Below are 16,188 nucleotides of genomic sequence, written 5' to 3' on the forward strand. Positions count from 1 at the left end.
CGTGCGAGTCAGGAGCGGCGAATGTCGTTGAATCCAGGTGCAATCAACAGTTCGGCCGGCCAGGGCGACCCGGTGGTCCCGGCTGAGGTCATCGATCGGTTGCTCCCTTGCTACCTGGCGACCTACCGCGGCCCGCACGGCGGTGCCCCCGGCGCCGAAGGGGCCGTCACGGGTCCGCTACGGCGTCCGGGTGCCGACACGCTCGCCGGTCCGGCGCTGGTCGCGGCGCAATACCGGCTCGGTGCCCAACGGTCGCCCGGCGCCACCCGCGTCGCCGTCCACGCCGCGGACGCCGAGGGTGGGTTCGGGCCCGCGCTGCAGGTGGTCACCGACAACGCGAGCATGCTGATGGACTCGATCACGGTGCTGCTGCACCGCATCGGGGTCGCCTACACCGCGATCATGAACCCGGTGTTCCGGGTCCGCCGGGGCAGCGGTGGCGAATTGCTGGACATCGTGCCGTCATCGGAGGCGACGTTCGGCGACGGAGTGGACGAGGTGTGGGTCCACGTGCAGCTCGCCGGCTCGGTCGACCGGCGGGCGCTGGCCGAGGCCGAGGAACTGCTGCCCGGCGTGCTCGCCGACGCCAGGCAGGTAGCGCGTGATTCCTCCGACATGGTCGCGGCGCTGCGCGTGCTCGCCGCCGAGCTGGACGGTGACTCCGGACGGCGGTTCCCGAGCCCCGACCGCAAGGATGTGGCGGCGTTGTTGCGCTGGCTGGCCGACGGGCATTTCGTGCTGCTGGGCTACCAACGCTGCCCGGTCAGAGACGGGGAGGCCACCGTCGACGCCTCCAGCCGACTAGGGGTGCTGCGGCTGCGCCAGGACGTGTTGCCGCCGCTGACCAACAAGGACGAACTGCTGACGCTGGCGCAGGCCACCATCCCGAGCTTCCTGCGCTACGGCGCGTATCCGCAGCTCGTGGTGGTGCGCGAGCAGTCCGCCGACAATGGTGCCGACGACACCGCGGCCATCGAGCACCGGTTCATCGGAATGTTCACGGTCGCGGCGATGAACGCCAACGTGCTGGAGATCCCGCTGGTGTCCCGGCGGGTCAACGACGCGCTGGCGATGGCCCATCGTGACCCCGGTAATCCGGGACAGCTTCTGCTCGACATCATCCAGACCATCCCGCGTGCGGAACTGTTCGCCCTCACCGCCCGAGGTCTGCTCGACATGGCGATGGCGGTGGTGGATCTGGGATCGAGGCGTCGCACGCTGCTGTTCCTGCGCGTGGACCCGCTCGCCCACTTCGTGTCGTGTCTGGTGTACCTGCCGCGCGATCGGTACACCACCGCCGTGCGGCTGGACATGCAGGACATCCTGGTGCGCGAGCTCGGGGGCGTCAGCATCGACTACGCCGCCAGGGTCAGCGAGTCACCCTGGGCTGTCGTGCATTTCACCGTGCGGCTACCCGAGGGCACCCGACAGCAGGACGTCGACGTCTCCGAGGCCAACGAGTCGCGGATCCAGGACCTGCTCACCGAGGCGGCCCGCACGTGGGGCGACCGGCTGATGGGGGCTGTCGCCGCCGGTTCCGAGGTCGATCACGCGACTGCGGAGCACTACGCGTCGGCGTTCTCCGAGGTGTACAAGCAAGCGGTCGAGCCCACCCACGCGCTCGCCGACATCGCGATCATCGAAGAGCTGCAGGATGATTCGGTCAAGTTGGTACTGACCGACGGCGACGACAGCACCGAACCCGGGGTGTCCCACCTGAACTGGTATCTCGGCGGGCGGTCGGCCTCGCTGAGCCGTCTGCTGCCGATGCTGCAGTCGATGGGTGTGGTCGTGCTCGAAGAGCGGCCGTTCACGGTGACCCGGCCCGACGGTCTGCCGGTCTGGATCTACCAGTTCAAGGTGAGGCCGCACCGTGGTGTCCCCGAAGCCCCGTCGGGGGAGCAGCGCGAGGCCTACGCGCAGCGATTCGCCGACGCCGTCACCGCCATCTGGCACGGCCATGCCGAGATCGACCGGTTCAACGAGCTGGTGCTGCGCGCGGGGCTCACCTGGCGGCAGGTGTCGGTGCTGCGCGCGTACGCCAAATACCTCAAACAGGCCGGGTTCGCCTACAGCCAGGGCCATGTCGAATCGGTGCTCAACGACAACGCAGGCACCGCCCGTTCGCTCATCGAGCTCTTCGAGGCGCTGTTCCGCCCCGTCGAGCAGAACTCGGGCGGGGCCAACCGCGACGCGCAGGCCGCCGCCGCGGCCGTCGCCGCCGACATCGACGCCCTGGTCAGCCTCGACACCGACCGCGTGCTGCGGGCGTTCGCGTCGATGATCCAGGCCACCCTGCGCACGAACTACTTCATCACGCGTGCGGAGTCGGCGCGTGCGCAGAACGTGTTGTCGTTCAAGGTGAATCCCGAACTCATCGACGAATTACCCTTGCCCCGGCCGAAATTCGAGATCTTCGTGTACTCACCCCGGGTCGAGGGTGTGCACCTGCGGTTCGGGTACGTCGCCCGCGGCGGGCTGCGCTGGTCGGACCGCCGCGAGGACTTCCGCACCGAGATCCTCGGTCTGGTGAAGGCCCAGGCGGTGAAGAACGCCGTCATCGTGCCGGTCGGCGCCAAGGGCGGTTTCGTCGTCAAACACCCGCCGGCGCCCACCGGTGAGGCCGCTGCCGACCGCGAGGCCACCCGGGACGAGGGAGTGGCCTGCTACCGGCTGTTCATCGCCGGCCTGCTGGACATCACCGACAACGTCGACAAAATCAGCGGTGACATCGTCGCGCCCTCCGATGTCGTCCGCCGTGACGGTGACGACGCGTACCTCGTCGTCGCGGCCGACAAGGGCACCGCCACGTTCTCCGACATCGCCAACGACGTCGCGAAATCCTACGGCTTCTGGCTGGGGGACGCCTTCGCCTCGGGTGGTTCGGTCGGCTACGACCACAAGGCGATGGGCATCACCGCCAGGGGAGCCTGGGAATCGGTCAAGCGCCACTTCCGTGAGATGGGCGTGGACACCCAGTCCGAGGACTTCACCGTCGTCGGCGTCGGCGACATGAGTGGCGACGTGTTCGGTAACGGGATGTTGCTGTCCAAGCACATCCGGCTGCTGGCCGCGTTCGACCACCGGCACATCTTCATCGATCCGGACCCCGACGCCGCGTCGTCGTGGGAGGAGCGCAAGCGCCTGTTCGACCTGCCGCGGTCCAGCTGGGACGACTACGACAAGTCGCTGATCAGCGAGGGTGGCGGCGTGTACAGCCGGCAGCAGAAGTCGATCACGATCAGCCCGCAGGCGCGGGCCGCGCTCGGACTCGGCGACGACGCCACTGAGCTCACTCCGCCGGCGCTGATGAAGGCGATCCTCAAGGCGCCGGCAGATCTGCTGTGGAACGGCGGTATCGGCACCTACATCAAGGCCGAGACCGAAGCCGACGCCGACGTCGGCGACCGTGCCAACGATGCGGTGCGCGTCAACGGCAATCAGGTGCGCGCCAAGGTGATCGGTGAAGGGGGCAACCTCGGCGTGACCCCGCTGGGTCGCACGGAGTTCGACCTGTGTGGCGGGCGCATCAACACCGACGCGCTGGACAACTCCGCGGGCGTGGACTGTTCTGACCACGAGGTCAACATCAAGATCCTGATCGACTCGCTGGTCACCGCGGGGAAGGTCGCCGCGCAGGACCGCACCGACCTGCTGCTGTCGATGACCGACGAGGTGGGCCGACTCGTGTTGGCCGACAACGAGAGTCAGAACGACCTACTCGGCACCAGCAGAGCCAACGCGGCCAGCCTGCTGAACGTGCACGCCCGGATGATCAAGGACCTCGCCGCCGAACGGGGGCTGAACCGGGAGCTGGAGGCGCTGCCGTCGGAGAAGGAGATCCGGCGACGCACCGACGCCGGAATGGGATTGACCTCGCCGGAACTGGCGACGCTGATGGCCCACGTGAAATTGGCGCTGAAGGCCGACCTGCTCGACGGGGATTTGCCCGACCAGGAGGTGTTCGCCTCCCGGTTGCCGTCCTATTTCCCGGTCACGCTGCGCGACCAGTTCGGCCCCGAGATCCGGACCCACCAGCTGCGCCGCGAGATCGTCACCACCATGCTGGTCAACGACGTCGTCGACACGGCGGGCATCTCGTATGCCTACCGCGTCACCGAGGACGTCGGGGTGGCGCCCGTCGATGCGATCCGCAGCTTCGTCGCCGTCGACGCCATCTTCGGGGTCGGCCGGGTGTGGCGCCAGATCCGGGAGGCCGGTCTCAACGGCGCGTCGGTGGCGGTCACCGACAGGATGACGCTCGACCTGCGCCGGCTCATCGACCGCGCCGCGCGGTGGCTGCTGAACTACCGGCCGCAGCCGCTGGCCGTCGGCGCCGAGATCAACCGGTTCGCCGAGAAGGTCAGGGCTCTGACACCGTGGATGCCGGAGTGGCTGCGCGGGGATGACAAGGCGATCGTCGCCAAGGAGGCCGCTGAGTTCAGCTCACAGGGCGTCCCCGATGACGTCGCCTACATGGTGGCCTCGGGGCTGTACCAGTTCAGCCTGCTCGACGTGATCGACATCGCCGACATCGTCGACCGCGACGCGGCCGAGGTCGCCGACACCTATTTCGCGCTGATGGACCACCTCGGCACCGACGGGCTGCTGACCGCGGTGTCACGACTATCCCGCAACGACCGGTGGCATTCGTTGGCGCGGTTGGCGATTCGCGACGACATCTACGGTTCGCTTCGGGCGCTGTGCTTCGATGTGCTGGCTGTGGGTGAGCCCGACGAGAGCGGCCCCGAGAAGATCGCCGAATGGGAGATGACCAACAGCTCGCGCATCAGCCGGGCCAGGCGCACTCTGGCCGAACTGTACGAGAGCGGTGAGCACGACCTGGCCACATTGTCGGTCGCGGCGCGACAGATTCGAAGCATGACAAGGACGAGCGGAACAGGATCGAGTGGGTGACGGATCGACACGGCTTCACGGCGCCGGTGCACGTGCGGTGGTCGGACATCGACATGTACCAGCACATCAACCACGCCACCATGGTCACCATCCTTGAGGAAGCCAGAATCCCTTTCCTGCGTGAGCCTTTCGGCGACGAGATCACCACGATCGGGCTGCTGATCGCCGAGGTGAACATCTCCTACAAGGCGCAGCTGCGGCTGATCGACTCACCACTTCAGGTCACGATGTTCGCCAAACGGGTACGGGCGGTCGACTTCACGATCGGCTACGAGGTGCGCTCGGTAGGGGCGTCGCCCGAGTCACGTCCGGCGGTGGTCGCCGACACCCAGCTCGCGGCGGTGCACATCGAAGAGCAGCGGCTGCAACGGCTTTCCGAGGCGCAGCGCAAGTATCTGCGCGGCTGGATGCGATGACCGTCGCCGAGCGGGGACTGTGGCTGGCGCAGGCCGCGCAGCGGGAGGACCTGGCGCGGTTCGCCGAACGGGTGCTGCGGCTCGACGAGGCCGCCGTGATCCGGCTGCGCCGCCGCGACGCCGACGCCGTGGTCGCCTGGGCGCCGACCGGCTTCGATGTGCTCGCCGGCCGGGTCGTGGCGGGCCGGACCGCACCAGCCGACCTGTGCGCCAGCGCCGACGCGCTGCGGCGCGGCCTGGCCGCGGCCGCGGCCGACGGGTACGTCGACCCCGGTTTCGCGATGGACTCCGCCTGGCGCGGCGCGCTGCCGCCCGACACCGGCTTTGTCCATCTCGACGACGTACCCGCCCACGTCATGCTCGACCTGGCGCAGCGGGGGACCAGTCTGGCCAAGGAGCACTCGGGTGCGCACGGCCCGCCGCCGTCGCTGCTCGATCAGGAGGTCCTGGCGGTGTCGTCAACCCTGGGCAGTGCGGGGGTACCGATGCGTTGTGTGTTCGCACTGACGGCGATGGGATTCCTGCCGCAGGCCCCGGCGCGCGACCGGTTCGCCCCGGAGTCGGTCGGTGCCGATGAGGTGGTGCGGGTGCGGGCGACGGCGGCGTGGCTGCGCATCGATGCCCGGTTCGGCAGCGTGTACCGCCGCCGCGGCGACCCGGCGGTGGTGTTGAGCTGAGCCGGGCAGCCGGAACCCGCCAGGACGGCCGGATTCCTCAGAACGGCGAGTTGACCATCGAATCGGCGGCCATCTCCAGGTAACCGATCAGTTCCCGCCGGTGCGCGTCGTCGAGGGTGGCGGCGTCGATCTCGGCCACCGCGGTGTGCATGCAGCGCAACCAGGCGTCGCGTTCCAGATACCCGATCCGAAACGGTGCGTGGCGCATTCGCAACCGCGGGTGACCGCGCTGATCGGAGTAGGTGCGCGGCCCGCCCCAGTACTGCTCGAGGAACATGCGCAGGCGCTCCTCGGCGCCGTCGAGGTCGTCCTCGGGATATAACGGCCGCAGGATCTCGTCCTCGCGGACGAGTTGGTAGAACCGCGACACCAGGGTGCGGAACGTGTCGTGCCCGCCCACCGCGTCATAGAACGACTGCTGCTTGCTCTGCGCGTCCATCTCCTCCATTGTGGGCCATCGCCGAGATCCGGCCGCGTCAGCACGGGTGGCGGCCGTCCGGTCACGCGATGTTCATCGACTGACCAGCGAACACCTGCAGAATTGCCGTGCGATCGGGCGGGATCCGTGGTGGACTGTCCGACGGAGGACGTATGGCGCAGCGTAAGAACGGACGCGGCCACCGGCATCACCGGGCCGCGGCGGGCTCATCCGGGTCGACATCGGTCGCTGCCTCGCGCGCCCTGCACAGCGTCGCCCCCGCCGCCGACATCTCCCACCACGCGCCCCATGACGCGTCGCTGTGGGGTCGCCGGCGGGTGCTGCTGCTGAACTCGACCTACGAGCCTCTCACCGCCCTACCGCTGCGCCGGGCGGTGGTCATGTTGATGTGCGACAAGGCCGACGTCGTCCACGACGATCCGGTGGGCCCGGTCATCCACTCGGCGACGCGCTCGATCGTCATCCCGACGGTGATCCGGCTGCGCACCTACGTGCGGGTGCCCTACCGGGCTCGCATCCCGATGACCCGGGCGGCGCTGATGCACCGCGATCGCTTCCGCTGCGCGTACTGCGGCGCGAAGGCCGACACCGTCGACCATGTGATTCCGCGCAGCCGCGGCGGCGCACATTCCTGGGAGAACTGCGTGGCGGCATGCTCAGCGTGCAACCACCGCAAAGCCGACCGCCTGCTCAGCGAGCTGGGCTGGGCGCTGCACACCACGCCGCTGCCGCCCAAGGGACAGCACTGGCGGCTGCTGTCCAGCGTCAAGGAACTCCACCCGGCCTGGGTCAGATACCTGGGTGAGGGAGCGGCCTGAACGGGCCGTGGGATACGGTTTGCGCGTGAACTCAACAGCTCTTGCGCATGCAAGCTTCGTAGTGGTCCCGCTGGCGCTGGCCGGGCTTCTGTCGCTGTTCATCTTCACCAAGAAGGGCCCGCATGCCGCGACGTTCGACATGTCCGAGAAGTGGACACACGAGCCCATCTTGTGGGCGGCCGAGGAACCGGCGGACCACGGCCACGGCCACGGTTCGCACCTGACGATCGGAGGTGGCGCAAGTGGCAAGTGGTGAAGTGACCAGGGCGGGCGCGCTCGAGGTAGCTGAACTGCCGTACGGGTCGGCCATCACCGCCAGTGGACGGATCTCGGCGGTCACCGAGCCCGGCGCCCTGTCGGTGCAGTACCCGTTCCCGACCAAGGACCTGGTGGTCCTCGACAACGCGCTGAAGTTCGGGTCGCGTGCGGCCAAGGCGCGGTTCGCCGTGTACATCGGCGACCTGGGCGCCGACACAGCGGCCACCGCCCGCGAGATCCTCGCCCGGGTGCCCACCCCGAACAACGCCGTGCTGCTCGCGGTCTCCCCGGATCAGCGGGCCATCGAGGTCGTCTACGGCTCGGAGGTCAGGGGCCGCGGCATCGAGGAGGCCGCTCCGCTCGGGGTGTCCGCAGCCGCCGCATCGTTCAAAGAGGGCAACCTGATCGATGGCCTGATCAGCGCTGTCCGCGTGCTCTCGGCCGGGGTCTCGCCCCGCTGACGTTTCGCGAAACCGCCCTTACGGTAGGTGCCGGGTCTCGGTAGCTACCGTGAGGGCGGTTTCGTGATGAGCCGACAGAAGCTCGGAACGGATCCGCACGTAGCGTTCGAGGAACAGTCGTTCGTCGAGCCGTTTGCGCCGCAGCCAGCCGGTCACCTCGTCGTTGCATTTGCTGGCGTTGCACGCCGCGCAGGCCGGCACCACGTTGTCCAGGGTGTAGCGGCCCCCGCGCGAGATGGCCATGACGCAGTCGCGCTGCATCGTGCCCGTGGTCTTGCCGCAGTAGGCGCAGCCGTCCCACGCCGCCTTGATCGCTTCCCACTGCGCGTCGGTGAGGTCGTTGACGACGGCGGCGACTCGGCGCTTGCGACGGCGCGCTGCGCGCGCCCGCCGACTGTTGTTCACCACCACCCCACGAGCATGAGGCGCGAGCGTGCGCGAACTCGGCTGCGCCATCGGCGTGTCGGCTGCAGACTCGCACGCTCGCGCCAGAACCAGCGTGCGTGTCGAGGCAGTCAGCTCACGTCGAACCGGCGGGCCTTCAGTGAACGTTCGACGCCGGCGCGGCCTTCCAGAACGAGCCGGCGCAGCGCCGGCGGCACCTCAGGATCGGACAGGAACCGGTCGGCGGCGTCCAGCGCGTCCTGGCTGATCTCCCACGACGGGTACAGCCCGACCACCACGGTCTGCGCCACCTCACTGGATCGGCGTTGCCAGACTCCGGAGATCGCCCCGAAGTACCGCTCCCGGAACGGCGCCAGCACCTCGCCCTGGCCGGGCTGGACGAAACCGCCGATGATCGCGCGCGCGGTGATGTTGGCCAGCGTGTCGTCCTCGACGACCTGTTCCCACGCCGCATCCTTGACCGCCGCTTGGGGCCGCGCCGCCGACGCCGCCGCGGCCTGGCGGCGTCCGGCCGCCGTGGGGTCGTTGGCGGCTTCGGCGTCGATGAACGGCGTCTGCGGACCGTCGGCGTCGATCACGCCGGCACGCGCCAGCGCGGTCACCACGCGCCACCGCAGATCGGTGTCGAGCACCAGGCCGGCCAGATTGACCGCGGCGGGCTCGTTGTCGAGCAGGGTGGACAGCACCGCGGCGTGGTTCGGGGACAGCACCGACGTGCACAGCGCGTTGACGAACGCGAGCTGATGGTCCGACCCCGGTGCGGATTCGCGGGCGAGGTCCAGCAGCGCATCCCCGAACGCCGGCCAGCCGTTCTCGGCCGCCCAGGCCGGGTCGGCGTAGGAACCCAGCGCCGTCTGCGCCTGCAACAGCAGGCGCTGCGCGACGCCGACCTCGGACTCGGCGTGCAGTCCGCTGATCACCAGCGCGACGAAGTCGCGGGCCCGCAGTTCGGCGTCACGGGTCATCTCCCACGCCGCCGACCAGGCCAGGGTGCGGGGGAGCGGATCGGCGATGTCGGCGATGCGGGTCAGCACCGTCTGCAGCGATTCGGGGTCCAGCCGCGCTGAGCAGTACGTCAGGTCGTCGTCGTTGACCAGGATCAGCTTGCCCCGCGAAACACCCTGCAGTGCAGGCACTTCGGTGGTCGCGTCCTCGACGTCGAGCTCCTCGCGGTGCACCCGGACCAGCTTGCCGAAGGCGTCGTCGTCGTAGATGCCGACCGCGAGCCGGTGCACGCGGGTCTCCCCGGCACCCGGTTTGGCGCCGCCCTGAGCGATCGCGAACCGGGTGAACGTGCCGTCGGCGTCGACGTCGAACTCCGGGCGAAGCGTGTTGAGCCCGGTGGTCTTCAGCCACTGCCTGCCCCAGCCCGACAGGTCGCGTCCCGACGACTTCTCCAACGCGCCGAGCAGGTCGCCGAACGTCGCGTTGCCGAACGCGTGGTCGCGGAAGTAGTCGCGCAACCCGGCCAGGAACGCGTCGAGCCCGACATAGGCGACGAGCTGCTTGAGCACGCTGGCGCCCTTGGCGTAGGTGATGCCGTCGAAGTTGACCTCCACGGCGTGCAGGTCCGGGATGTCGGCGGCCACCGGATGGGTCGAGGGCAGCTGGTCCTGTCGGTAGGCCCAGGACTTCTCCACGTTGGCGAACGTCGTCCAGGCTTGCGTGTACTCGGTGGCCTCGGCCTGGCAGAGCACCGACGCGAACGTCGCGAAGGACTCATTGAGCCACAGGTCGTCCCACCACCGCATGGTGACCAGGTCGCCGAACCACATGTGGGCCATCTCGTGCAGCACGGTCTCTGCTCTGCGCTCGTAGGACGCGCGGGTGACCTTGCTGCGGAACACGTAGTCCTCCAGGAAGGTCACCGCCCCGGCGTTCTCCATCGCGCCGGCGTTGAACTCCGGGACGAACAGCTGGTCGTATTTGCCGAACGCGTACGGGACGCCGAAGTTCTTGTGGTAGAAGCCGAATCCCTGCTTGGTCTCGGTGAACAGCCGCTCGGCGTCCATGTAATCGGCCAGCGACCTGCGGCAGAAGATGCCCAGCGGGATGTCCCCGTGGTCGTCGGAATATTGGTCGTCCCAGCGGGCGTAGGGTCCGGCGATGAGCGCCACCAGGTAGGTGCTCATCCGGGGCGTGGCCCTGAACGTGTGACGTTTGGCGCCGGAGTCGAGGTCCTCGACGGCGGCGGTGGCGCCGTTGGAGATCACTTCCCAGTGCGCGGGCGCGACGACGGTGACGTCGAAAGCGGCCTTCAGATCGGGCTGATCGAAACACGCGAACATCCGCTTGGCATCGGCGGTTTCGAACTGTGAATACAGGTACACCTCGTCATCGACCGGGTCCACGAAACGGTGCAATCCCTCCCCGGTGTTCGAGTAGCTGCAGTCCGCATCGACGGTGAGCACATTGTGCTTGGCGAGTCCCGTCAGTGGTATCCCGGTGGACTCGTCATATCCGGAAACGTCGATATCGGAGCCGTTGAGCGTGGCGCTGCGCACTGTCGCGGCGGCAAGGTCGATGAAGGTGTCGGCGCCGGGGAGGGCCTCGAACTCGACTGTCGTCACCGACCGGAAGGTGCGCTCTCCGGGCTTGTCCGCACCGTCGGTCAGATCGAGGTCGATGCGATAGCTGTCGACGGTCACCAATGCGGCGCGCTCGGCGGCCTGGTCGCGAGTCAGATTAGGAAGTGCCACGCTCGACAACACTAGCCTCATCCGGGGAAGACGGGACGCGCGTCGCGGGTTGTGCTCAACGGACGTCCGTCACAGCTGTATGCAGAAGAGAGGACCGCACATGTCAGAGAAGTCTCGTGCCGATTTCTGGTTCGACCCGCTGTGCCCGTGGGCCTGGATCACATCCCGCTGGGTGCTGGAGGTCGAGAAGGTGCGCGACATCGACATCAACTTCCATGTGATGAGCCTGGCCGTGCTCAACGAGGGCAAGGAGGTGCCCGAGGAGTACCGCGAGGCGATGCAGAAGGCCTGGGGGCCCGTGCGGGTCGCGATCGCCGCGGAGCAGGCCAAGGGCCCAGAGATCCTCAGCCCGCTGTACACCGCGATGGGCACCCGTATCCACAATCTGGGCTACCGGGATTCCGACCCGGACTTCGCCCGGGTCATCGCGGAATCGCTTGACGAAGTCGGACTGCCCGCCGAACTCGCCGAGGCCGCCACGTCGACGTTCTACGACCAGGCGCTGCGCGAGAGCCACCACGCCGGCATGGACGCCGTGGGACCGGACGTCGGCACCCCGACCATCCACGTCAACGGCGTCGCGTTCTTCGGTCCGGTGCTCTCGCGCATCCCGCGCGGTGAAGAAGCCGGCAAGCTGTGGGATGCGTCGGTGATCTTCGCCGCCTATCCGCACTTCTGGGAACTCAAGCGCACCCGGACTGAGAGGCCTGAGTTCGACTGACCCCGCCGCTTTGTTTCGGCTCTGTTGCGTCCGGTTGCGGACCGGCGCCGGCGGGGTGACCGTATAGCGGTGTTTGCGGCTGAACCCGACCACCCCGAGCCGCATACTTGGTGCCGTGCCGAACCAGGATCAGCGCCCACACGGTGTGCTCACCGCCCAGCAAATGCTCGACGTCGCCGTAGCCGAAGCGCGAAAAGGCTTGGCCGAAGGCGGTATACCGATCGGCGCCGCGCTGTTCTCGGTGGACGGAACCCTGCTGGGCGCCGGTCACAACCGGCGGGTGCAATCAGACGACCCGTCCATCCACGCCGAGACCGACGCGTTCCGCAACGCGGGCCGGCAGCGCGGGTACCGCCGGACAATCATGGTGACCACCCTGTCGCCGTGCTGGTACTGCTGCGGTTTGGTGCGCCAGTTCAACATCGGCGCCGTCGTGATCGGGGAGAGCCGGACCTTCACCGGCGGGCACGACTGGCTCGCCGAGAACGGCGTGGACGTCACGATCGTCGACGACCAACGCTGCGTGACCATGATGCGGGACTTCGTCGCGGCCAACCCGGAGCTGTGGGCCGAGGACATCGGCGAATGAGCACGCGAGGAGCGGAACAGCAGATGAGTGTCATTGCCACACTGGATCTCTCGTGCTGGCGGGCCGGCGGGCCGGCTGCCGATGACGTCGCCGCCGAGCTCGACGCGAGCCTGCGGCGGGCGGGCTTCATTCTGGTACGCGGTCACGGCGTCGACCCGTCGCTGGCGCGGGACGTGCGTGTCGCGGCTCGCGAGTTCTTCGCGTTGCCGCCCGAGGCGAAGGCGCGGTACTCGGTGCCGGTCGGCGGCCGCGGCTGGATCGGGCCGGGCGCGGAGGCCAACGGCTACGCGGAGGGAACCGAGACGCCGCCGGATCTGAAGGAGAGCTTCAGTGTCGGCGCGGACTCCGCGACCGGTGACGCGGAGGTCGACCGCGTCTGGTTCGCGCCGAACGTCTGGCCCGCCGAGGTGCCGGCACTGCATGGGTTGGTCGCCGAGTACACCGCGCAGATGCGGCGCCTGGCCGATGAGCTGCTGGCGCTGTGCGCCCACGCGCTGAAGATGACGGTGAATCCGTTCGCCGAGCTGGCCAGCACGCCGACCTGGACGATGAACATCAACCATTACCCGCCGGCGAGCGTGGTCGGCGAGCCCGAACCCGGTCAGTTCCGCATCGGGCCGCACACCGACTTCGGCACCGTGACGATTCTCGACCGTGAGCCCGGCGCCGGCGGTCTGCAGGTGTACTCCGACGAGGCCGGCTGGGAGGACGCTCCCTACGATCCGAACGCGCTGACGGTGAACATCGGTGACCTGCTGGAGTATTGGAGCGGGCGGCGCTGGCTCTCCGGCCGGCACCGGGTACTGCCGCCGCAGCCGCACGCCCCCGAAGAGGACCTGGTGTCGTTGATCTACTTCTACGAGGCCAACCACGACGCGCTCGTCGCTCCGCTGGCGCCGCCGGTCGGCCGGGTGTCCGGACTGGAACCGGTGACGGCGGCGGACTTCATCAGGGAACGACTCGACGCCATCACCGTCGGCTGAGCCGACCGTCGGGCTGGAGTCGGCTGAGCCGACAGTCGGGCTGGAGCGGCATAACCGGGAGGTAGGGTGTCCGCCATGCGCGTCTACCTCGGGGCCGACCACGCCGGATACGAACTCAAGCAGGCCATCGTCGCGCACCTCAAAGCGGCCGGGCACGAGCCCGTGGACTGCGGCGCGTTCACCTACGACGCCGACGACGACTACCCGGCGTTCTGTATCGCTGCGGCCGAGAAGACGGTGGCCGACCCGGGCAGCCTCGGCATCGTGCTCGGCGGGTCCGGTAACGGTGAGCAGATTGCGGCGAACAAGGTTCCCGGCGCGCGCTGTGCGCTGGCGTGGAGCACCGAGACCGCGGCGCTGGCCCGCGAGCACAACAACGCCCAACTGATCGGCATCGGCGGCCGGATGCACTCGACCGAAGAAGCGCTCGCGATCGTCGACGCGTTCCTGGCCACGGCCTGGTCGGAGGCCCCGCGGCACCAGCGCCGCATCGACATGCTTGCCGAGTACGAGAAGACACACGTCGCACCGCCGGTGCCCGGCGAGTAGCCGATGCCCGAGGGACACACGCTGCACCGCTTGGCGCGGCAGCACCAGCGTCGGTTCGGCCGCGCGCCGGTGATCGTGTCCAGCCCTCAGGGCCGCTTCGCCGACGGCGCCGCCGCGGTCAACGGCCGGGTGTTCAAGAAGGCGAGCGCCTGGGGCAAGCATCTGTTCCACCACTACGAGGGCGGACGCGTCGTGCACGTCCACCTCGGCCTCTACGGCGCCTTCACCGAGTGGCCGGTGCCCGACGACCGGACCCAGCCGTTACCGGTGGGGCAGGTACGCATGCGGATGCTCGGTGCGGAGTGCGGCACCGACCTGCGCGGTCCGACGGTGTGTGAAGTGATCGAGGAACCCGAGGTTGCCGACGTGGTGGCCAGGCTCGGTCCCGACCCGCTGCGCCCGGACGCCGACCCCGCCCTGGCGTGGCGTCGAATCAGTAAGTCGCGCAGGCCGATCGGGGCGTTATTGATGGATCAGGGGGTGATCGCCGGGGTCGGCAACGTCTACCGTAGCGAGCTGTTGTTCCGGCACCGCATCGACCCGTTCCGGCCCGGCACGACCATCACGGCCGACGAGTTCGCCGACGTGTGGACCGATCTCGTCGCGCTGATGAAGGTCGGGGTGCGGCGCGGCAAAATCGTCGTGGTGCGCCCTGAGCACGACCGCGGCGCACCGTCCTACCGGGAGGGCCGCCCGCGCACCTACGTCTACCGACGGGCCGGTGAGCCGTGCCGAGTGTGCGCGACCCCGGTGCGCACCGTCGAGCTCGAAGGCCGCAACCTGTTCTGGTGCCCCACCTGTCAGGCGTAGCGGCGCGCCTCGGCGGGCGATCCCGCGAGTCAGCCGGGAGAATCTGCGCGTGGAACTGATCCTGGTTGTGGTGGGTGCGATCGTGGTGACCGCGATGGCGCACCGGCGCGGACTCGAACCCGCACTCATCATCGTCGTGGTCGGCATCGCGGTGTCATTCGTACCCGGATTCGAAGCGCCCGAACTGGACTCGCACATCCTGCTGACCGTGGTGCTGCCGCCGCTGCTGTACTCCGCGGCGCTGAACTTCTCGTTCCCGAGCTTCCTGCGCAACATCAAGCCGATTCTCGGTCTGGGCGTCGGACTGGTCGTCGTGACCGCGTTCACGGTCGCGGCGGTGTCCTCCTGGCTGGTGGTGGTCCCCGTGACGTTCGCGACCGCGCTCGTGCTCGGCGCGGTGGTCGCGCCGCCCGACGCCGTCACTGCCGTCGCGGTCGGCCGCAAACTCGGTCTGCCCAAACGGGTGATGACGATCCTGACCGGGGAGAGCCTGATCAACGACGCGGCCGCGCTGGCGTTGTTCTCGGTGGCGGTCGCGCACGTGGCCGGCAGCCACACATTCATCGAGAACCCGCTGCTGCTTTTCGGCTACAGCGCTGTGGTCGGCCCGGCGGTCGGCGCGGCACTGGGATATGTGACGTTGTGGATCCGCCGGCGGCTGGCCAACCCCGCGCTGGAGACCGTGCAGGGTTTGATGGTGCCGTTCGCGGCGTTCATCGTGGCCGAGGAGATGCACGCCTCCGGCGTGCTCGCGGTGGTGGTCGCCGGTTTCATCGTCGGGTCCGGCACCGTGGACGCCGGCTACCAGACCCGGCTGCAGGAGCGGTACGTGTGGAATTCGGTGGACGTGCTGCTCGAGGCGTTCGTGTTCGCCTACATCGGTCTGCATCTGCGGTTCGTGCTCGAAGACCTGCGGGACGCTCACGAGTCGCTGGCGCAGGTCGCGGTCGCCTCGGGGGTGGTGTTGCTCATCGTGCTGGTGATCCGGCCGCTGTCGGTGTTCGCGATGTTCGGCAGGGGAGTGCTGGCACGCCAGGTGGAACGGCGGCTGAGCGTACCGATTCCCGACGGCGCCCGGGGAGCGTTGGGCTCCCGCCGCAAACAGCCGGCCAAGTGGCGGTCGCGGATCGACAACCGGCCGTTGAGCTGGCAGGAGAACGTCGTGGTGTCCTGGACGGGCATGCGCGGGGTGGTGACGCTGGCCGCGGCCGCAGCCATCCCGGCGACGACCGCCGCCGGTGAACCGTTCCCCGAGCGCGCCACGATTCAGGCCGTCGCGTTCGTGGTGAGCGTCGGCGGTTGCGTCCAGCAGAGTGGTGTACGAGTCGGACCTGATCAGCGGTACCGGCGTGTCGTTGCCGAATGATTGAAGGTCATCGCGTGATTCTTCGAGAGACCCGTCAAAGTCACTCGAGCAAAGGAATCGACGCGATGACCACTGCCCAC

The 16,188-nt window shown here is 68.7% G+C and carries 14 protein-coding genes and 1 pseudogene; 12 read left to right on the top strand and 3 right to left on the bottom strand.

Features of this window, described 5'->3' with window-relative positions; genetic code table 11:
• Nucleotides 1–21: 21 nt before the first annotated feature.
• From ACTWP6_RS25665 to ACTWP6_RS25675, 3 genes are read left to right on the top strand one after another with little or no spacing between them, the layout of a single operon-like run.
• On the top strand, nt 22–4,917 hold the full coding sequence (locus ACTWP6_RS25665; protein WP_443189160.1) for an NAD-glutamate dehydrogenase: 4,896 nt from the start codon (nt 22–24) through the stop codon (nt 4,915–4,917).
• Nucleotides 4,914–5,333, top strand: coding sequence for an acyl-CoA thioesterase (locus ACTWP6_RS25670; RefSeq protein WP_260754356.1), 420 nt, complete (start codon nt 4,914–4,916; stop codon nt 5,331–5,333). Before ACTWP6_RS25665 ends, ACTWP6_RS25670 begins: the two co-directional genes overlap by 4 nt.
• The gene (locus tag ACTWP6_RS25675; protein ID WP_443189161.1) at nt 5,330–6,010 is read left to right on the top strand and encodes a hypothetical protein; all 681 of its coding nucleotides are present in this window, start codon (nt 5,330–5,332) and stop codon (nt 6,008–6,010) included. Before ACTWP6_RS25670 ends, ACTWP6_RS25675 begins: the two co-directional genes overlap by 4 nt.
• A 37-nt stretch (nt 6,011–6,047) precedes the next feature.
• Here the strand turns inward: ACTWP6_RS25675 and ACTWP6_RS25680 are convergent, their stop codons facing one another.
• A complete protein-coding gene (locus ACTWP6_RS25680; protein WP_260754351.1) occupies nt 6,048–6,449 on the bottom strand; it encodes a globin in 402 nt (133 codons plus the stop codon).
• Between the two features lie 152 nt (nt 6,450–6,601).
• Here ACTWP6_RS25680 and ACTWP6_RS25685 point away from each other — a divergent pair, with 152 nt between their 5' ends.
• From ACTWP6_RS25685 to ACTWP6_RS25695, 3 genes are read left to right on the top strand one after another with little or no spacing between them, the layout of a single operon-like run.
• Nucleotides 6,602–7,267 carry an HNH endonuclease gene (locus tag ACTWP6_RS25685; RefSeq protein WP_260754348.1) on the top strand — a complete coding sequence of 222 codons (666 nt, stop codon included), beginning with the start codon at nt 6,602–6,604 and terminating at the stop codon, nt 7,265–7,267.
• A gap of 25 nt (nt 7,268–7,292) precedes the next feature.
• Entirely contained in the window at nt 7,293–7,523 is a 231-nt protein-coding gene (ctaJ, locus tag ACTWP6_RS25690) for an aa3-type cytochrome oxidase subunit CtaJ (RefSeq protein WP_260754346.1), read from the top strand.
• Nucleotides 7,510–7,986, top strand: coding sequence for a DUF5130 domain-containing protein (locus tag ACTWP6_RS25695; RefSeq protein ID WP_260754345.1), 477 nt, complete (start codon nt 7,510–7,512; stop codon nt 7,984–7,986). The genes ctaJ and ACTWP6_RS25695 overlap by 14 nt, the downstream gene beginning before the upstream one ends.
• Before the next feature lie 18 nt (nt 7,987–8,004).
• Here the strand turns inward: ACTWP6_RS25695 and ACTWP6_RS25700 are convergent, their stop codons facing one another.
• Both ACTWP6_RS25700 and pepN read right to left on the bottom strand, forming a co-directional pair.
• Nucleotides 8,005–8,442: an HNH endonuclease gene (locus tag ACTWP6_RS25700; protein WP_443189162.1), complete on the bottom strand. Its 438-nt coding sequence runs from the start codon at nt 8,440–8,442 to the stop codon at nt 8,005–8,007.
• Between the two features lie 59 nt (nt 8,443–8,501).
• Entirely contained in the window at nt 8,502–11,090 is a 2,589-nt protein-coding gene (gene pepN / locus ACTWP6_RS25705; RefSeq protein WP_443189163.1) for an aminopeptidase N, read from the bottom strand.
• A 100-nt stretch (nt 11,091–11,190) separates the two neighbouring features.
• Here pepN and ACTWP6_RS25710 point away from each other — a divergent pair, with 100 nt between their 5' ends.
• From ACTWP6_RS25710 to ACTWP6_RS25735, 6 genes and pseudogenes are all read left to right on the top strand, one after another.
• Complete coding sequence (locus ACTWP6_RS25710; RefSeq protein ID WP_396884588.1) at nt 11,191–11,811, top strand: mycothiol-dependent nitroreductase Rv2466c family protein; 621 nt, start codon at nt 11,191–11,193, stop codon at nt 11,809–11,811.
• A 163-nt stretch (nt 11,812–11,974) separates the two neighbouring features.
• The gene (locus ACTWP6_RS25715; protein WP_443189168.1) at nt 11,975–12,400 is read left to right on the top strand and encodes a nucleoside deaminase; all 426 of its coding nucleotides are present in this window, start codon (nt 11,975–11,977) and stop codon (nt 12,398–12,400) included.
• A 23-nt stretch (nt 12,401–12,423) separates the two neighbouring features.
• Entirely contained in the window at nt 12,424–13,383 is a 960-nt protein-coding gene (locus ACTWP6_RS25720; RefSeq protein ID WP_443189164.1) for an isopenicillin N synthase family dioxygenase, read from the top strand.
• A 75-nt stretch (nt 13,384–13,458) separates the two neighbouring features.
• Nucleotides 13,459–13,932 carry a ribose-5-phosphate isomerase gene (locus ACTWP6_RS25725; RefSeq protein ID WP_443189165.1) on the top strand — a complete coding sequence of 158 codons (474 nt, stop codon included), beginning with the start codon at nt 13,459–13,461 and terminating at the stop codon, nt 13,930–13,932.
• Nucleotides 13,933–13,935: 3 nt separating this feature from the next.
• A complete protein-coding gene (locus ACTWP6_RS25730) occupies nt 13,936–14,742 on the top strand; it encodes an Fpg/Nei family DNA glycosylase (RefSeq protein ID WP_443189166.1) in 807 nt (268 codons plus the stop codon).
• Nucleotides 14,743–14,791: 49 nt separating this feature from the next.
• Nucleotides 14,792–16,054: pseudogene (locus tag ACTWP6_RS25735) on the top strand (cation:proton antiporter); the annotation flags it as partial.
• Nucleotides 16,055–16,188: the final 134 nt, after the last annotated feature.

This window comes from Mycobacterium sp. 4D054, from assembly GCF_052245755.1.
GTDB lineage: Bacteria > Actinomycetota > Actinomycetes > Mycobacteriales > Mycobacteriaceae > Mycobacterium.

What these genes read in the sequence shown, in the direction of transcription:
- ACTWP6_RS25665 (WP_443189160.1), top strand. Translation starts at nt 22, where the DNA reads ATGTCGTTGAATCCAGGTGCAATCAACAGTTCGGCCGGCCAGGGCGAC.
- ACTWP6_RS25675 (WP_443189161.1), top strand. Translation starts at nt 5,330, where the DNA reads ATGACCGTCGCCGAGCGGGGACTGTGGCTGGCGCAGGCCGCGCAGCGG.
- ACTWP6_RS25680 (WP_260754351.1), bottom strand. Translation starts at nt 6,449, where the DNA reads ATGGACGCGCAGAGCAAGCAGCAGTCGTTCTATGACGCGGTGGGCGGG.
- ACTWP6_RS25685 (WP_260754348.1), top strand. Translation starts at nt 6,602, where the DNA reads ATGGCGCAGCGTAAGAACGGACGCGGCCACCGGCATCACCGGGCCGCG.
- ACTWP6_RS25700 (WP_443189162.1), bottom strand. Translation starts at nt 8,442, where the DNA reads ATGGCGCAGCCGAGTTCGCGCACGCTCGCGCCTCATGCTCGTGGGGTG.
- ACTWP6_RS25710 (WP_396884588.1), top strand. Translation starts at nt 11,191, where the DNA reads ATGTCAGAGAAGTCTCGTGCCGATTTCTGGTTCGACCCGCTGTGCCCG.
- ACTWP6_RS25715 (WP_443189168.1), top strand. Translation starts at nt 11,975, where the DNA reads ATGCTCGACGTCGCCGTAGCCGAAGCGCGAAAAGGCTTGGCCGAAGGC.
- ACTWP6_RS25720 (WP_443189164.1), top strand. Translation starts at nt 12,424, where the DNA reads ATGAGTGTCATTGCCACACTGGATCTCTCGTGCTGGCGGGCCGGCGGG.
- ACTWP6_RS25725 (WP_443189165.1), top strand. Translation starts at nt 13,459, where the DNA reads ATGCGCGTCTACCTCGGGGCCGACCACGCCGGATACGAACTCAAGCAG.
- ACTWP6_RS25730 (WP_443189166.1), top strand. Translation starts at nt 13,936, where the DNA reads ATGCCCGAGGGACACACGCTGCACCGCTTGGCGCGGCAGCACCAGCGT.